This window comes from Pseudomonas sp. FSL R10-0056 (assembly GCF_009600105.1).
GTDB classification, from domain to species: domain Bacteria; phylum Pseudomonadota; class Gammaproteobacteria; order Pseudomonadales; family Pseudomonadaceae; genus Aquipseudomonas; species Aquipseudomonas bubulae.
Genome location: NZ_WIWL01000142.1, coordinates 60,341 through 77,021, shown reverse-complemented (window position 1 = coordinate 77,021; position 16,681 = coordinate 60,341). Strand labels below are relative to the sequence as shown.

Below are 16,681 nucleotides of genomic sequence, written 5' to 3'. Positions count from 1 at the left end.
CAACAAGTTTTGCGGCGATGGTCTCATTGGCCTGCGCTATGCGGTGCTTGCGACAATACTTTACGTACAGAGCCTAGGGTTGTAAGAAGCCGACTGGCCAGCCCTTGTCCCCGGAATGTTGGTTTTGTAAACATCCGCTTCAGCTCGCCGTGCGTCGGGTGCACCACCAAGGCTCCACATGCCACGGCCTCTCCGTTACTGGAACGCCCAACAGCGAACAGCACATTTTTCGGAGAAAGAGCTTCGATGTTTACGCCGTGATGACTTTCTGCGGGGTAAAGCGGGGCTTGGTAAGCATCAAGCTCCTCAATGAGGGCAATCACTTCCGGTTGATCAGGGGATTCAAGCGAAATAAAGGGGGGAGTCTTCAAAAGATCTACGCTCAAATGATTGGTTCGGATTTATATATCAGTCTGAATATAAGATGTAAAAATATACGTCAACACTCAATTTAACGTGTGCGTCTATCCACGTCATCTACCCAACTCCCAAAGCTGTGACATGGTGTGCACTTTGATTTAAGTGGGCAGCAGTTTTAGCCTTTTAAGCGGGTATTTAATGCAGCCAAAATGACGTTCGTATTCCAGATCTTTCAAAGCCCAGGTCATTCAAGAGTGGGGCCAACCCGTAGCTTCGATTGCCAGCATCGTCCTCAGTCATAGCCTCAATCCAAACCAGCTGCAAAATCCCCAACTTCACAGGGGCAGTTCAGCCCTTGCGTCGTAGTGAATATCGACTGGTAGTACCTTCGCCCGGCTTCAAGATGAGGCCCGAACGTAAAACCTTGTTCCAGCATTGTGTTCATGTCGGCCTCGGTAATGCGCATGATGTAGCTGTGCCCGGTCGTGATCAGCGCACAGTCCGCACCTTGTGTTTCGCCCATATTGAACCATTTGCCCGCATCACCATGCCCGCTTGCGAAGGTATGGCCGTTGTAATGAACCTGCCATCCACCATCGAGCAGGATCCAGGTGTCCGGTGCCGATGCTCCTCCCTGGTCCTTCTTGGCGATGACCGCTCCGGCTTCGGTTTCCCATTCGTTTGAGTGGTCGATGACCCACCGCAGTTGTTCGGTCGTCAACGACGTGAAAAACGGCGTGTGGCGTAGCAAATGCAGATACGTGATTGAAGGTTTCATGGTCATTTCCTGCATTGCATCGGGCGTACGATGATCGCCGCACGCTGCAAACCCCATAGTGGTCAAAACGGTCAGGCCCGCATTTCGAAAGCGCCTGCGCAGGGTCGCCGTACCGTGGCTCAAGTTGATGTTCATCATTGTCATGCCCTATGTGATTGGCGGTCTTGTGGGAGGTCGCCGGGGGGCTTTGGCCTTTGCGTAAAACCTGGAGTGTGTGTATTCCACTTAGTCGCCGAAGTACCCCTCGGGCCGCGAGGGCAGACTCAGCGAGCAGCGACCTTGAGCAGGTCTTCCAGGCCTATGCGGCGAAACATTTCAGCGCGTACCCGGTCGGCCATGGCATTGACGACCTGGGCACCGTCCTGGGATGGATCGATATGACACCGAAATGGACGGGTACCTAATGGCATTCCGACGATTTCGACGATGGCTTTGGCCACTTCACCGACATCCGCGTCAGCCGGTTCCAGGGCTGCCAGACCTTTGAGTGCCTGATCCGGCACACCGGAGTAAGGGCCTTCGTTGTATTCGGCGGCTCGAACCTGATCTGCAGGGGAACCGGAATGGGTGAAGTGGTTGGTGCCCTTGGTGAACGCACCCGGCACGATGATTGACGTCTCCACCCCCCAACGCGTCAGTTCGCTGGCGTAGGACACTGCCAGCGAGTCCATGGCCGCCTTGGCCGCAAAGTACGGAGCCAAATACGGCGGGGTGCCACCGCGCGCACTGCTGGAGGAAACCCACAGCACCAGCCCCCGTCCCTGTTTGCGCAGTTGCGGCAAGGCCGCTCGGTTAACGCGTTGAGTGCTCAATACGTTGATGTCGTAGAGCTGGGCGAACTGCTCGGGCGTAAAGGCTTCGGCGGGGCCAAAGGACATGTGCCCGGCATTGTGGATGATCACGTCCAGTTGGCCGCAATCGCCGATGATTTTCGCGACGCCCGCCTGGACCGACTCGGTTGAGGCGACGTCCAGTTCAACGCTGCGCAAGTCAACCCGGTGTTCGTCCGCGTAGCGCTGTGCTTCGAGTACTTGCGCTGCGTTGCGGCCCAGGGTTTCACGCATGCTGGCGTAGACGGTATGGCCAGCGTCGGCCAGGGCGCGTGCGGTGAGCGCGCCAAACCCGCTGGAGGCACCGGTAATCAGAATGACGGATTTCAAGATAAAGACCTCTCCAAAATCAGCAGATAAAACCTGCCGTCACTGCGCTGAGCAATGTGAACATCCGCTGCGATTGCTCGCAGCATGTTCACCTGCCCTGAGTCTCAAGCAGGACGGTTCAGACGAGGCCGCCGTTGACGCGCAGGATTTGTCCGTTCACCCAGGCCGAATCAGGGCCGACGAGGAAGGACACCACGCGAGAGATATCTTCTGGCTGAGCCAGGCGCTCCAGCGGAGGCATTTTGGCGAAGGTCTGGATTTGCTCTTCGCTCTTGCCATGCAAGAACAGATCGGTGGCGACCGGGCCAGGTGCCACGGCGTTGACGGTGATGTTGCGACCGCGCATTTCCTTGGCGAACACTTGGGTCAGGGATTCCACCGCTGCTTTGCTGGCGATGTACACGGCGTAACCCGGCAGGTTCATGCCGACGGTACTGCTGGAAAAGTTGATGATCCGGCCGCCATTGTTCAGGCGGGTAGCGGCTTCACGCAGCGTGTTGAAGGTGCCGCGGGCGTGGATATTGAAATTCTGATCGAACAGCTCGTCGCTGTGTTGCGCCAGCGGCATGACTTTGAGGATGCCCGCATTGTTGACCAGCACGTCGACTTTACCCAGTTGCGCTTCGGTTTCATCAAACAGGCGGCGTACATCTTCGGCACTGGCAACATCTGCCTTTATCGCGATGGCCTGGTGTCCGGCCTGACGCAATTGGGCAACCAGAGCCGTGGCTTCGTTGGCGCTGTTGGCGTAGTTGATTGCGACGGCGAAACCTTCGGTGGCCAGTTGTTTGGCAATAACAGCGCCGATGCCGCGGGAGGCGCCAGTGATAATGGCAACTTTCAAATTGTGAGTCGTCATGGCTGTCATTCCTTGTGTCAGTGGGGGGTGTTTGCTGGGGACGAGGCTAATTTCACATGTTTACTCTTGGTGTTAAATGCATGAAAGTTGGCTTAACTGTTCAATAAATACCAACAATCAAAAAGAGGGCGTTCAGCGTGGATCAAGTCAAGGCGATGAAAGCCTTTGTGCGGATTTATGAGCGCAGCAGCTTCACGAAAGCCGCCGATGACTTGAACCTGCCGCGGGCGACGCTGACCCATACCCTGAATCAATTCGAGGCCTGGCTTGGTACGCGTCTGCTGGAACGCAGTACGCGAAAAGTGCGCCCTACGCTTGATGGCGAGGCTTACTACCAGCGTTGCGTGCAGTTATTGGCGGAACTGGAGGAGGCCGAGCTGGCATTTCGCGGCGTGGCCCCCAAAGGCCAGTTGCGCGTAGATTTGCATGGCACTTTGGCCAAACACTTCGTTATCCCGGCGTTGCCGCAGTTTATGGCCCGGTATCCGGAGATAGAGTTGTCCATCAGCGAGGCCGATCGCTTTGTCGACCTGATTACCGAAGGTGTGGACTGTGTCCTGCGTGCCGGAACCCTTGGTGATTCGGCATTGATTGGCAAGCGTGTGGCCAACCTTGAACAGATCACCTGTGCAAGTCCGGGGTATCTGCGCCAATACGGTGTACCGAAAAGCCTCGACGAGCTGGGCCATCACCGCGCCGTGAATTACGTCTCGCGCACCACCGCCAGGCAGTTTCCGTTTGAGTTCATGGTCGATGGCCAAGTCAAGGAAGTGGTCATTGACGGGGCGTTGTCGGTGTTTGGTGCAGAAATTTATGCGGCGTCGGCAATTGCCGGGCTCGGCATCATCCAGTGCCCGCATTACCGGATGAAAACGCAAATATCCCAAGGCCTGGTGCAGAAAATTCTCGCTGAAACGCCACCGCCACCGATGCCGGTTTCTGTGCTTTACCCGCAGAACCGGCACATGTCGCCACGGGTTCGGGTATTTGTCGACTGGTTGAGCGAGATATTCGCCGATGCATCGTGAGGGCATCGTGAGGGCATCGCGACGGCGCGTCTGAGTGCTTATTTCAGGATGAGCGGCCAACGTTCGTTCAGAAGGGCGGGTAATCCCCCCATTTTTAGCATTCACCAAGCATAGAGGTCAGGCGGGGCAGTCTCTTTTTTATCCGGCAGATGATTGGACGACTGATTTTAATCATGCTGTCCGTGAGTGGTTTATCGGCATGCGATCGGCAGTAAATATTCAAAGAGCGGCGGATTTTTAATCTGCTCACCCCGTTGGCCGTTGATATAAACCACGGATCGGCACTCATCGATAAGGCCAACGCAGTGCTCTTGGGCGCTCTGATAATCTGGCTTTGCACATGGGGGCAAGCGGATCCCCTCAACTACCAGATCTACCTGCTTCGAAAAATCTAGTTCCCTGGCGAGAGGTTTCGTCGTTGGTATAGGAAACGTCCTAAATCATTTCCCTCTGAGAAACTTAAAACTTACGCCATCCACGGGCGCTCCTAGGCATTTTTCTACGAGTTGCCCCTGTCAAAAGGCTTTGGCTCACACAGCAAGGTTTGCGAACCACGGATGGAGCAAGCATGTCGGCATGTCACCTCGCTGTAAGGTTTTACTTTTCGTCTCTGCTGGTTGGTTTGGCCGGGGTGAGTTCCGCTGTGGCTGAATCGGGCCCGACGCCGGGTGATCAGGATCTGATTCGCGATCGTCAAGAACGTCTGCTCGAAGAGCAACGGCGCCGGCTTGAGGAGCTTCAGGAGCTTCCCGGCAAACAGATTTCTCTTACGGCTCCAGCTCAGCCAGCCGACAGTCGCTGTTTCCCCATAGAAGAAATCGAGCTCAAGGGCGCCGACAGCCTGTCCGCCAGTGAGCGCGAATCGGTGATCCAGTCCTATATCGGCCAGTGTCTGGGCGTATCTCAGCTCAATGAACTACTCAAGGTCATCACCAACCGATATATCGACAGGGGTTTGGTGACCAGTCGTGCTTACTTGCCGCAGCAGGACCTTTCCCAAGGGCATCTGCAAGTCCTGGTGGTTGAAGGCAAGCTTGAAAGTTTCAAGGGCGACGACAACAGCAAGCTATCCAGCCGCGAATTGGCCATGAGCTTTCCCGGTCAGCCTGGTAATCAGCTGGATTTGCGGGAAATCGAGCAGGCGATTGATCAGCTCAACCGCTTGCCATCCAACCAGGCACAAATGGAACTGGCACCGGGCAGTGAGGTGGGGGGGAGTGCGGTAGTGGTCAAAAACGCGCCGCAAAAGCCCTGGCGTGTCGGCTTGTCGCGTACTAACGACGGTCAGAAAAGTACCGGTGAACAGCAGTGGGGTACGGGGTTTGAGTGGGACAGCCCGCTGGGTCTGGCCGATCAATTGGTGCTGCGTGGGGGCCACGATGCAATCAGTGACCACCGGAAAACTTCGAAAAATGCGAGCTTCTACTACAACCTGCCGTGGGGCTGGTGGAACTTCGCTTATAGCTACAGCCAAAGCGATTATCGCTCGGTCGGCCAGGCCAATACGTTTGATTTCAAACAAACCGGGGACAGTGCAAACCATCAACTGCGTGCCGAGCGGGTGGTCCATCGCGACGCGATGAGTAAAACCTCCCTCAACACCGGTCTGGCGCATATGCGTTCCAATAACTACGTAAGCGATTCACGACTGCGCAACAGCAGCCACCGTCTTAGCGAATTCCAGGTTGGCATCAACCACGGTCGACGTATCGCGAGTTCCTTCGTCAACCTCGATGTCGGTATGCAAAACGGTATCGGCGCCTTCGATGCCCAGGGGGAGCACAGCCCCGAGCGGGGCATGCCAGAGGCCCGCTACCGCAAATACACCGCGACCATCAGCTATTTACAGCCTTTCAAGCTGTGGGGTGAGTCCTTCAGCTTTACCAGTATGGCCACCGGTCAACGCAGTGAGGATGTGCTGTTTAGTCCACAACGCTTAAGCCTGGGCGGTACAGCCTCGGTACGGGGATACAAGGACCAGCAACTGTCCGGCGACAGCGGAGGTTACTGGCGCAATGACCTGCGCTGGTGGCGTCCGGTGACGTGGGGCTGGCTGCGCCCGGTATTTACCGATTACGGCACCAGCCTTGGCTACGACCAGGGCGTGATTCGCCACGGGCGTTACAACCGCGAGGTACATGGCCGGGTCTCCAGCAGTTCGCTGGAGTTGTTTGCCCGGGGCCGCAACCTCAGCACCAGCGTGACCTTTGCTCATTCCCTGGAACGACCGGATGTGTTCAGCGAGCGTGAAGCGCCGATCTACTTCCGTATGGATTTCTTTCTTTAATTCAACGCTTCGTTGTATCGAGAAACTGACATGGACGACCGTCACCTGGCCTTTTTGGCTCGCCAGCCCTCCGCGGCCCTGCAACCCCGAGAATCCTTCCTGGGCATGCCCAGGCGTGGCCTGGCCTTTATTCTGGCCAACGCGATGTTCTGGCAACCACTGCTGGTGCAGGCCGAAGGTATCGTCGTCAGCGGGCCAGGCACCAGTCTGCAAACAGCGGGTAATGGCGTCCCGATCATCAATATTGCAGCACCCAATGGCAGCGGGCTGTCGCATAACCAGTTCAATGATTACAACGTCGGTGCCAATGGCCTGATCCTCAACAACGCCACCGACCGCACCCAGTCGACACAACTGGGCGGCATCATCCTCGGCAACCCGAACCTGCATGGCAATGCTGCCAACATCATCCTCAACGAAGTCAGCGGCGGCAGCCCTAGCCAGCTGCGCGGCTATACCGAAGTGGCGGGGCAGTCGGCCAAGGTGATCGTGGCCAACCCCTACGGCATTACCTGTAATGGCTGCGGTTTTATCAACACTCCTAGCGTCACCCTGAGCACCGGCAAGCCCGTCCTGGATAACGGCCACCTGGATCGTTATCAGGTGGATGGCGGCGCCGTGACCATCGACGGTCAGGGCTTGAACGCGAGCAACGTTGACAGCTTCGAAATCATCACCCGCACAGCCAGAATCAATGCGCAGATCAATGCACGCAATTTGACCGTCATTGCCGGGCGTAATGACGTCAGTGCCCAGACTCTTGCCATCACCGCTCGGGTCGACGACGGCAGTGCAAAACCTGAATTGGCCATCGATTCATCTGTACTGGGCGGCATGTATGCAGGTGCTATCAAGCTGGTAGGTACGCAAGCGGGTGTCGGCGTGAAGCTGGACGGCACCCTGGCGGCCAGTGGTGGCGATATTGTGCTCGACGCCAATGGGCATTTGCGCATGGCCCAGGCCTCGGCAAGTGGGGCTATCAATGTCAAAGCGGCGAGCCTCGATGCCCAGGGCCCGGTCGATGCTGGCACTCGGCTTGATGTACAAACCACAACGGCACTGAACAACCAAATAAGCCTCGCCGCACGGGACAGCATTACCCTCAGCAGTGGTGGCCAGTTGACCAATAACGGCATCATCGAAGCCGGGGTCAACGCAGACAACACCCGCAATACCACAGGTGATATCAGCCTTTCAGCAGCCAATCTAAGCAATACCAATAGCATAGTTGCCAGTCGTGCCTTGACGGTGGCCGCCACACAAACGCTGGACAACCAAACGGGTACGTTAAGCGGCCCGAAAACATCGGTCACTGCCGGTCACCTCGATAACCGTGGGGGCCGCATCCTCGGCACTGACACACTCAACGTCAACGCTACCCGCCTGGACAACCGAGCCGATGGCTTGCTGCACAGCACTAACAGCGCAGACGTCACGGTACTGGCGGCTCTGGAAAACCAAAATGGCCGAGTGATTGGCCTCAACGACTTGAAACTCAACGCTGGTCAACTGACCAACGACAAGGGCCTGATCGCCAGCACCGAGCGGGCCAGCGTGACGGCCGGACACCTGAGCAACCGGTCGGGTGAACTATCGGCCAGCCAAACCCTTATCACTACCACGACCCTGGACAACCGCTCAGGCACGTTGTTGGGCAGCAACCTTAACGTGACGGCCAGCGGCGCAATCGATAATCGTCTCGGCATTTTTTCTGCTGTTGACTGGCTGACAGTTCAGGCCGCCAGCCTGGATAACAGTGGCCAAGGTTCTTTGTCCAGCCAGGTCGGCTTGACCGCATCCATCACCGGTCTGCTCGACAACCGCAACAAAGGCAATCTGGTCAGTCAGGGGGCTCAGCAGATCACGACTGGTCAGTTGTACAACTCCCAGGCAGGACTGATCTCCAGCAAAACAGGCCTGACGTTGCACAGCGATGCCCTGGTCAATCACGCAGGCCTGGTGATCGCTGATGGAGCACTGACCCTGAGGGGTGGCCGCGTTGATAACAGCCAAAAAGGCGTTATCAGCAGCAAGGCAGGTGCCCGTGTTGAGTTGGACCGTCTGGATAACACCGGCGGCAAACTGAGCAGCGAGGGTCTTTTGGCCCTCAATGCCAACCAGATCGAAAACGGCGCCGGGCGGATCAGTGCCAAGGGCGGTCTGCAGGTCACGGTTGGTGTCCTGAATCAACAAGGTGGTGAGCTGGTCAGCGAAGGTGCACTGGCACTCAAAACCACCACGCTGGACAACCGCAACGGCGGCCTGATCGCCGCTGATAAAGGCGTGGCCCTGCACGGCCAAACTCTGCTCAATCAGCGAGGCGAGATTTCCAGCCAGGCCAAGGTACTGCTGGCTGCTGATTTTCTGAATAACAGTGGCGGTAAAGTGATTGCCGACAGCGGCCTGAACCTGACGGTGCAACGGCTTCTCAATCAGAACAAAGGGCTGCTGGCAGGTCGCGAAGGGCTGGTATTGAACGGTGGCCAGCTGGATAACAGCTCGGGTGGACGCCTCACCAGCCAAAAAAATATTCAAGTCAATTTGACTGAGGATCTGCTTAACCATTTCCAGGGCGAACTTGTCAGCGAGGGAAACCTGAGAGTAAACGCTGCCAGTCTGGATAATGGCCAGGGCGGTATTCTCTCCGCAGCCAAGGCGTTGTCGGTCACCACTCGGGGCCTATTGAATAATCAGGCCGGCAAACTGCTGGCGGATGGTACGGCCAGCCTGTACAGCGGCGACCTTAACAACAGCCAGGGCGGTGTCATCAGTGCCAGAAACAGCATTGATATCCTCAGCGCGAACCTGGACAACAGTCAGCAAGGCAGTATTAAAAGTGACGCCGGGATCACCCTTGATGGCGGTCAACTGAACAACAGCCAGCAAGGTTCGATCTTCGCCAAGTCCACGGTTAACGCAACGCTGACCGGACTGGATCAACACGATCGGGGCGAACTGGTCAGCAACACGGGCATCAATCTGAACCTCAATCATGGGGTTTTGATCAACCGCAACCGAGGATTGATTGCGACACCAGGGCAGTTGCTGCTAAGCAACTTGGGCGTGGTCGACAACAGCCAGGGCGGCGAGATTTCCAGCACGCAGTCATTTGTGCTGGCGGCAGATTCGCTGAACAACCGAGGCGGCAAGGTCATCAGTGCCGATAGCCTTCAACTGCACGTGGCCCATGCACTGGATAACAGTGTCAAAGGGGTGCTGTCGGCGCAGAACGTATTACAAGTGGCGACCGCCAGCCTGGACAACCGGTCCGGTGGGGCGCTCGCCAGTCATGGCGACCTCAACCTCAAGGTTGAGGGGGTTCTGGACAATCGCAACCAAGGCATGATCACGGCCGCGACCACACTTGAAGTGGCCTCCGGGTCATTGAACAACAGCGACAAGGGGCGACTCTTCGCCGGTGCCCACCTGACCCTCAACACGGGAGCGCTGGACAATCGCCAGGGCGGCAGTTTAGCCAGCGATGGCTCCATGATTGTCACGGCTGGCAACGTGGATAACCGTGAAGGGGTAATCGGCAGCCAGCGGGCGTTGAATCTGACCACCGCTGACCTTGAAAACAGCGCAGGCCTGATCAACAGCCAAGGCGATCTTGCTTTAGCGGGTCAACACGTGACCTCAAGCCAGGGCGGGGAAATCTCGGCCAAGGGCGACCTGGAACTCACCGTTCAACAGTTGATTCAGCGCCAGGGTCGCCTGGTCGGCGAGCGTGCCGTGGCCATTGACCTGCAAGGCGGGGATCTGGACAACAGGGGTGGTTTGATCAGGGCCAACGGCCCGCTGACCTTTGCACGTCTGGTCGCCCTGACCAACCGTGAACACGGGGAAATCTCCAGTCAGAACGCATTCACCCTGGGGGCGAAACACATCGATAACGGTGATCGCGGCGTCATCCTCAGCACCGACCAATTGCGCCTTGAGGCTGGGCATGTGGTCAACTCCGACCACGGCTTGATCTCCGGCTGGAATGGCCTGAAGGTGATTGGCGACAGCTTGGACAACAGCGTCCAAGGCACCCTGTCGAGCAAGGACGGCACCCTGCAGGTTGTCCTCACAGATGCTTTGGATAACCACGACGCGGGCGCGCTGGTCAGCCAGGGCAAGCAACATGTCAGTGCCGCGAGTCTGAATAACAACCAGGGCATTATTTCGGGCCAGGATGACCTAACGCTCAGCATCGCGGGTGGTCTGGACAACAGTAATGACGGTTTGATTTCGTCCGCAAGAGATCTGGATTTCAACCACGTGCGGACTGAGCTGAGCAACCGTAACGGCAAAGTCAACGCTGCCAATATCACCCTCACAGGTCGGAGCGTGGACAACAGCGCTGGGCAACTGATCAGCCAGGGAACCCTCAAAGGCACCTTGAGCGGTGCATTGATCAACGCCAATAACGCGCGCTTGGCCAGTGGTGCGGCCCTGCTGCTCAATGCGGCCAGTCTGGATAACCGTGGCGGTCAACTGGCCAGCCAGGATCAGCTTGATCTGACTCTCACCAACGGTGATCTGGACAACCGCGACCAAGGCACCCTGGCCAGCCAGAAAGACCTGGTTATCAAACTGTTGGCTGGTGATGTACACAACCAGCAGGCCGGTTTGATCTTCAGTCAAAAAGGTCGACTCGACCTGGCTGCCCGCGCCCTCAACAACCAGCAAGGCACGCTGCAAAGCCAGGCCGATAATAGTCTGCACCTTGGTGATGCCTTGAATAACCAGGGCGGCAAGGTCGACAGCCTGAGCGCCAATGTGAACCTTGAAGCGGCCAGTATCGCCAACGATGCAGGCGGTGTGCTCAACAGCAACAAGGGCTGGATAAAACTGGTCACCGGCTTGTTCGACAACAGCGGTGGGATCACCCAGGCGCAATCCCTGGATATCGACGCCACAGGCGGACTGCTCAATCAGATGGGGCACTTATCTGCACTGGGCGGCGAAAACCGCATTGTTAGCAGTACGTTCAATAATCAGGGCGGTGGTATCTATGCCGATACCCGGCTCAAAGTCACGGCTGAGCACTTCGACAACCAAGGGACAACTGAAGGAAACGGAGGAAAAGTCGGTGCGAAGGACATCGAGTTTAGTCTTGCGGGATCTTTGAGCAATAGTTTCGGCTTGATCGAAAGCGATGAAACGCTGCGTCTAGCCGCGCGTGATATCAGCAACGTAAACGGCACCTTGCGGGCCATGGGGCGCACGGGCACCTCGTACATCAGCGCCTCGGGCCAGCTGGATAATCGTTTTGGTGTGCTCGAAAGCACCAACCCATACCTCAACCTGCAAGCATCCGCGCTGGACAACAACGGTGGTCGCGTCCTGCACAGCGGCAGCGGTAAATTTGACCTGGCTTCAGATCAAGTCACCCGCGCGGGCGGCAGCTTCGTGACCAATGGCCAGCTGGATATCAAGGCGGCGAGCTGGACCAACAGCAGTGTCATCCAGGCCGGTCGCCTGAACCTTGATATCGGTCAGTTCACTCAGACAGCCAGCGGTCAGTTGCTGGGCTCGCAACGTTTGAGCGGCAAAGGTGACACCTGGATCAACGAAGGTCTCCTGGCCAGTGACGGTAGCCTTGAGCTGACCCTTACCGGTGACTACAGCGGCAACGGTCGCATCAGCAGTCTGGGCGACATGCACCTTGCCAGCTCCAGCATGAACCTGGGCGACACCGCCCGGATTGCCAGTGGCGCCACTACCCACATCAACAGCACGACCTTGAACAACCATGGCCGCCTGACATCGGCAGGCGACCTGACGGTCAACGCCAGTAAATTGAACAACTACGGCACCCTGGGTGGTGCCGAAAAGGTGCGGTTGAACGCTGCTCACCTGGGCAACGACCAAGGCCTGATTTTCAGCGGCAACGACATGACGGTGCGGGTCAATGACTTCAGCAACCGCTTCGGCGATGTCTACAGCCTGGGTGACCTGGACATCGCACGGGACGACACGAACGGCCGCAGTGCCCTGATCGAAAATATCTCAGGCACCCTGGAAAGCATCGGCGATATGCGTCTGCTGGCAGGCAGCCTGAGTAACCGCCGCGATCAATTCAGTACAGAAAAGAAACTGGTATCGGGCAACATCAACGTCTACTCCAACGATTTCTGCAAGGGTAAAGGCTGCTCGCTCAGTTTCACCTCGGTAGAGCGCTATGAAGATGTGATAACCGGCAGTTCGGCCTCGGCGTTTATTAACGCAGGGGGGGATCTGACAGTGGGCAGTCAAACCTTCGACAACCTCTACAGCTCGGTCTCGGCGGCAAAAAACATCCTTATCAACACTGATGTCCTGAACAACACCGGTGCTGCGGGAGGGGAGGTGCGCCATCTGAATTCGGCGATGTATACCCGTGATCGTGGTTTCTACAACACCTTCATCAGCCGCCGTGACCAATTCAACCAGTACAACAACCCAACTTCGGCAAACTACCGCCCGGGTGACATGACCGTAGCTCAGGTCATGGCCGGTATCGGCAACTTTATCGAGACCAGCACCTATGTCGTACCGACCTCGGGGAGTGTTATTGCCCAGGCGGTTATCCAGGCGGCAGGCTCCGTCGCGGTCAATGCCGCGCAACAACTCAACAACAGCGTCATCCGCCCGAACGCCACGGATATCAACAATCCCGAGCGAAACCACAACACCAGTTCCGATGTATTTGCCTCGACTGTGAAGCCAGCGATCACCGCGCAACTGCCACCCGATCTGGCACAACAGCAAGTCAATCCGGTGACCTTGCCGGGATTTAGCCTCCCCACCGGGCAAAACGGCTTGTTTCGGCTAAGTGGTCAGCAAGCCACTGATGACGCTGCGAACAATGCTCCCAAAGGTGGCGGCGATTTCAGCGTCACAGGCCGCCAAATTGCCGCGCAAGACCGCGAAAAAACACTGGGCTACAACGCTGCCCAGGAACGGGGTTTTACCCTCGATACACCGCCGGTAACAGCCACGGTGAATGGTCAGGGGCCGTTGGTTCTGGAGACCAATACGCACAGCGTCACTCGGGTGCAAGGCCTGCCTGAAACCCCTGCGGCGGATAATAGCCACAAGTATCTGATCGAAACCAACCCGGCACTTACCGACCTCAAGCAGTTCATGAGTTCCGACTACCTGCTCGACAAGCTGGGTATGACTCCGGACGCAACCCATCGTCGTCTGGGCGATGGGCTTTATGAGCAACGGCTGATTCGTGAAGCGGTAGTTGCCCGCACCGGTCAGCGTTACATCGAGGGGATTACCAGCGACGATGCGCTGTTCCGCTACCTGATGGACAACGCCATTTCATACAAGGACACGCTGAAGCTTCAACTTGGCGTTTCCCTGACCGCCGAACAAGTGGCGGCACTGACCCACGATATTGTGTGGATGGAAGAGGCTCAGGTTAACGGCCAAAAAGTCCTGACCCCGGTGCTTTACCTGGCCCAGGCCAACAACCGCCTGGCCCCTAACGGCGCGCTGATCCAGGGCCAGGATGTCAGCCTGATCTCCGGTACTGACCTGCACAACAGCGGCACATTGCGGGCCACGCACAACTTGAACATGGTGGCCAACACCCTCGACAACAGCGGCCTGATGCAGGCCGGCAACCGTCTGGACATGCTCGCCACCGACGCCATCAGCAACAGCCGTGGCGGGGTGATTGCGGGGCGCGAAATCGATGCAACCGCGCTGACCGGCGACATTCTCAACGAACGCACCGTCACCACCTTCAAGCGTGAAGGCGATGGCTATCAGTTGCGCAATGACGTGGTGAGCAACGCCTCCCGCTTTGAAGCCACGGACACCCTCAAACTCAACGCTGGGCGCGATATCGCGAGCATCGGCAGCACCCTCAAAACCGGTGCCGATGCGTCCATTGTCGCCGGGCGCGACGTGGTAATTGCCAGCAGGGCTGAAGAAGACAGCTACGACTACCAGCGCCGGCGCAGCAGCGGCACCGAACAAACTATCCAACAACACGCCTCGGCAGTGGATATCGGTGGTGACTTGAGCATCGATGCTCGGCGGGATATCGCCGTAATCGCCAGCACCGTCAGTGCTGCTAAAGACTTGAGCGTCACAGCCGGGGAAAGCTTGACCCTGGCCGCTGCTGCCAACGAAAACCATGATTACGCCAAAGAGAAAAAAGGCAAAACCAAGACCAACACCCAGTCGGACCAGGTGACCCAGCAGTCTGCCGAACTGAGCGCCGGTGGCGACCTGCTAGCTATTGCGGGAACAGACCTGACGCTGATGGCGAGCAAGATCAGTGCAGGCAACGAGGCCTATCTTCATGCTGATAACGAGTTGAGCCTGTTGGCTGCGCAGGACAGCAACTACTCGTTTTATGACATGAAAAAGAAGGGCGGTTGGGGGAGTAAGAAAACCAAGCGAGATGAAGTTACCGACATCAAAAACATCGGTAGCGAAATCAAGACCGGTGGTGACCTGACCCTAAGCAGTGGCGGTGATCAGCTTTATCAAGGGGCCAGGCTCAACAGCGGTAACGATATCGCGATCGATAGCGATGGGACGGTTACTTTTGAGGCGGTTAAAGACTTGCATCAGGAGAGTCACGAAAAGAGTAACAACAATGCATTTTGGGTTTCATCCAAAGGCCAGGGCAACACCGACGAAACCTTACGTCAGACCCAGATGATTGCCGAAGGCAGCATTGCGATCAAAGCTGTTGATGGCCTGAAGATCGATATCAGACAGGTTGACCAACAATCGGTCAGCCAGTCCATCGACGCGATGGTCGAGGCTGACCCTCAACTGGCCTGGCTCAAGGATGCAGAAAAACGTGGCGATGTGGATTGGCGTCAGGTCAAGGAAATCCACGACAGCTTCAAATACAGCCACTCGGGGCTGGGTCCGGCTTCGCAGATCATTATCGCTATTGTGATGGCGGCCGTGATTGGGCCTATGGCGATGGGAGCCATGGCCGGTGCGACAGGGGCTGCGGTTGCCGCCGGAACAATGACGGCGGGCACCGCGGCTGGGCTGTCAGCGGCTGCAGGAGCAGTGACCGCAGGCGCGGCAACGAATGCCACCGTTAGTACCGTCAATAATCGCGGAAATCTTGGTGCGGTGATCAAGGACGTCACGTCATCCGATGCGATGAAGGGCTATGCGATATCAGGTGTTACCGCTGGTGTGACGGCTGGCTATTTTGACGACTTGACGGCAAGCAAAACCAATACGGGCACAGGCAAGGTCAATGTCCCCCTCAACACCTGGAAAGGCGCTGGGCAATTTGCAGCCAACCAGACGCTGCAAAATGGCACCTCCCTGGCCTTGAGCAAGGCCTTGGGGCAGGGTGGCAACGTCAGCGATGCCTTGAAAAGTGCGCTATTCAACACCTTGGCGGCGGCCAGTTTCAACGCTGTTGGCGATTACACCCAGGGTGTGTTTGCCGATGGCTCAGGGCCAAAGGTCGCAATTCAGGCCATGGTCGGAGGTTTGCTGGCAGAAGCCACGGGCGGAGACTTTAAAACCGGTGCCTTGGCAGCAGGTGCCAACGAGGTGTTGGTTGGTCACTTGAATGACTTGGTCAATGGTGATGAAAAACTGCTGACCATGAGTTCGCAGATCGTTGGTGTGCTGGCGGCTGCCGCTCAACATGATGTGGACGCCAGCAAGCTGGAGAAAGGCAAATGGATTGCGCAGAACCTGACGCAGTACAACTTCCTTAACCATCTGCCGCCTGGCTTGGTTGAGTATGGACAAGCGGCAACTACCCTCGCAGCAGATATGCAAAGCAAGGGCGCTACGGGTGATGAAATAGCTCAGGCGCAACTGGAGTTGGCCCGAGGGCAAGGGTTTGATGGTGTCCAACCGGCTAGTGAGTTAGTTGAGGCTTGGGGCATGTTTATGGCCGGCGAGCTCACAGGGGCGGCTCTCGCGGGTATATTGTGGCGCCTCGGGTCTTGGGGGGTAAAAGGCGCTGAAATAACTACGCTAGCGAACAAACCTTTAGGTCTTGGTTCGACGGGTAGGTCTGCACCTGCTAACTTGAGTGAAAAGCTTGCAATGGAGCAGGCTATTTCGAACCCTGCTGCTGGTCGCCCACTGACTGTCCCAATGACTGATCCCCGATGGCCGGCAAATGATGGTTGGGTGAAATCGGCCCAAAATATAAATGGAATCGAAATTCACTATGTAAGAAACTCCATAACTGGAGCCATTGATGATTTCAAATTTAAGTGAGTA

At 57.0% G+C, this 16,681-nt stretch carries 7 protein-coding genes; 3 read left to right on the top strand and 4 right to left on the bottom strand.

Annotation, left to right across the window (positions count from 1 at the left end):
* Positions 1 to 23: 23 nt before the first annotated feature.
* The 4 genes from GHO42_RS07770 to GHO42_RS07755 all read right to left on the bottom strand — a co-directional run bounded on the left by GHO42_RS07770 (position 24) and on the right by GHO42_RS07755 (position 3,157).
* On the bottom strand, positions 24 to 371 hold the full coding sequence (locus GHO42_RS07770; RefSeq protein WP_153327451.1) for a GNAT family N-acetyltransferase: 348 nt from the start codon (positions 369 to 371) through the stop codon (positions 24 to 26).
* Between the two features lie 293 nt (positions 372 to 664).
* Positions 665 to 1,276: a hypothetical protein gene (locus GHO42_RS07765; RefSeq protein WP_232527640.1), complete on the bottom strand. Its 612-nt coding sequence runs from the start codon at positions 1,274 to 1,276 to the stop codon at positions 665 to 667.
* Between the two features lie 125 nt (positions 1,277 to 1,401).
* Positions 1,402 to 2,298, bottom strand: coding sequence for an SDR family oxidoreductase (locus GHO42_RS07760; protein ID WP_153384143.1), 897 nt, complete (start codon positions 2,296 to 2,298; stop codon positions 1,402 to 1,404).
* A 118-nt stretch (positions 2,299 to 2,416) separates the two neighbouring features.
* Entirely contained in the window at positions 2,417 to 3,157 is a 741-nt protein-coding gene (locus GHO42_RS07755) for an SDR family oxidoreductase (protein WP_095001760.1), read from the bottom strand.
* A gap of 137 nt (positions 3,158 to 3,294) precedes the next feature.
* Between GHO42_RS07755 and GHO42_RS07750 the strand changes: the two genes are divergently transcribed.
* From GHO42_RS07750 to GHO42_RS07740, 3 genes are all read left to right on the top strand, one after another.
* Positions 3,295 to 4,185: a LysR family transcriptional regulator gene (locus GHO42_RS07750; RefSeq protein ID WP_178126962.1), complete on the top strand. Its 891-nt coding sequence runs from the start codon at positions 3,295 to 3,297 to the stop codon at positions 4,183 to 4,185.
* Positions 4,186 to 4,753: 568 nt separating this feature from the next.
* Positions 4,754 to 6,472, top strand: a complete 1,719-nt coding sequence (locus tag GHO42_RS07745; protein ID WP_153327455.1) for a ShlB/FhaC/HecB family hemolysin secretion/activation protein — start codon at positions 4,754 to 4,756, stop codon at positions 6,470 to 6,472.
* 30 nt (positions 6,473 to 6,502) lie between these two features.
* Entirely contained in the window at positions 6,503 to 16,678 is a 10,176-nt protein-coding gene (locus GHO42_RS07740) for a DUF637 domain-containing protein (RefSeq protein ID WP_153327457.1), read from the top strand.
* The last annotated feature ends 3 nt before the right edge of the window (positions 16,679 to 16,681 follow it).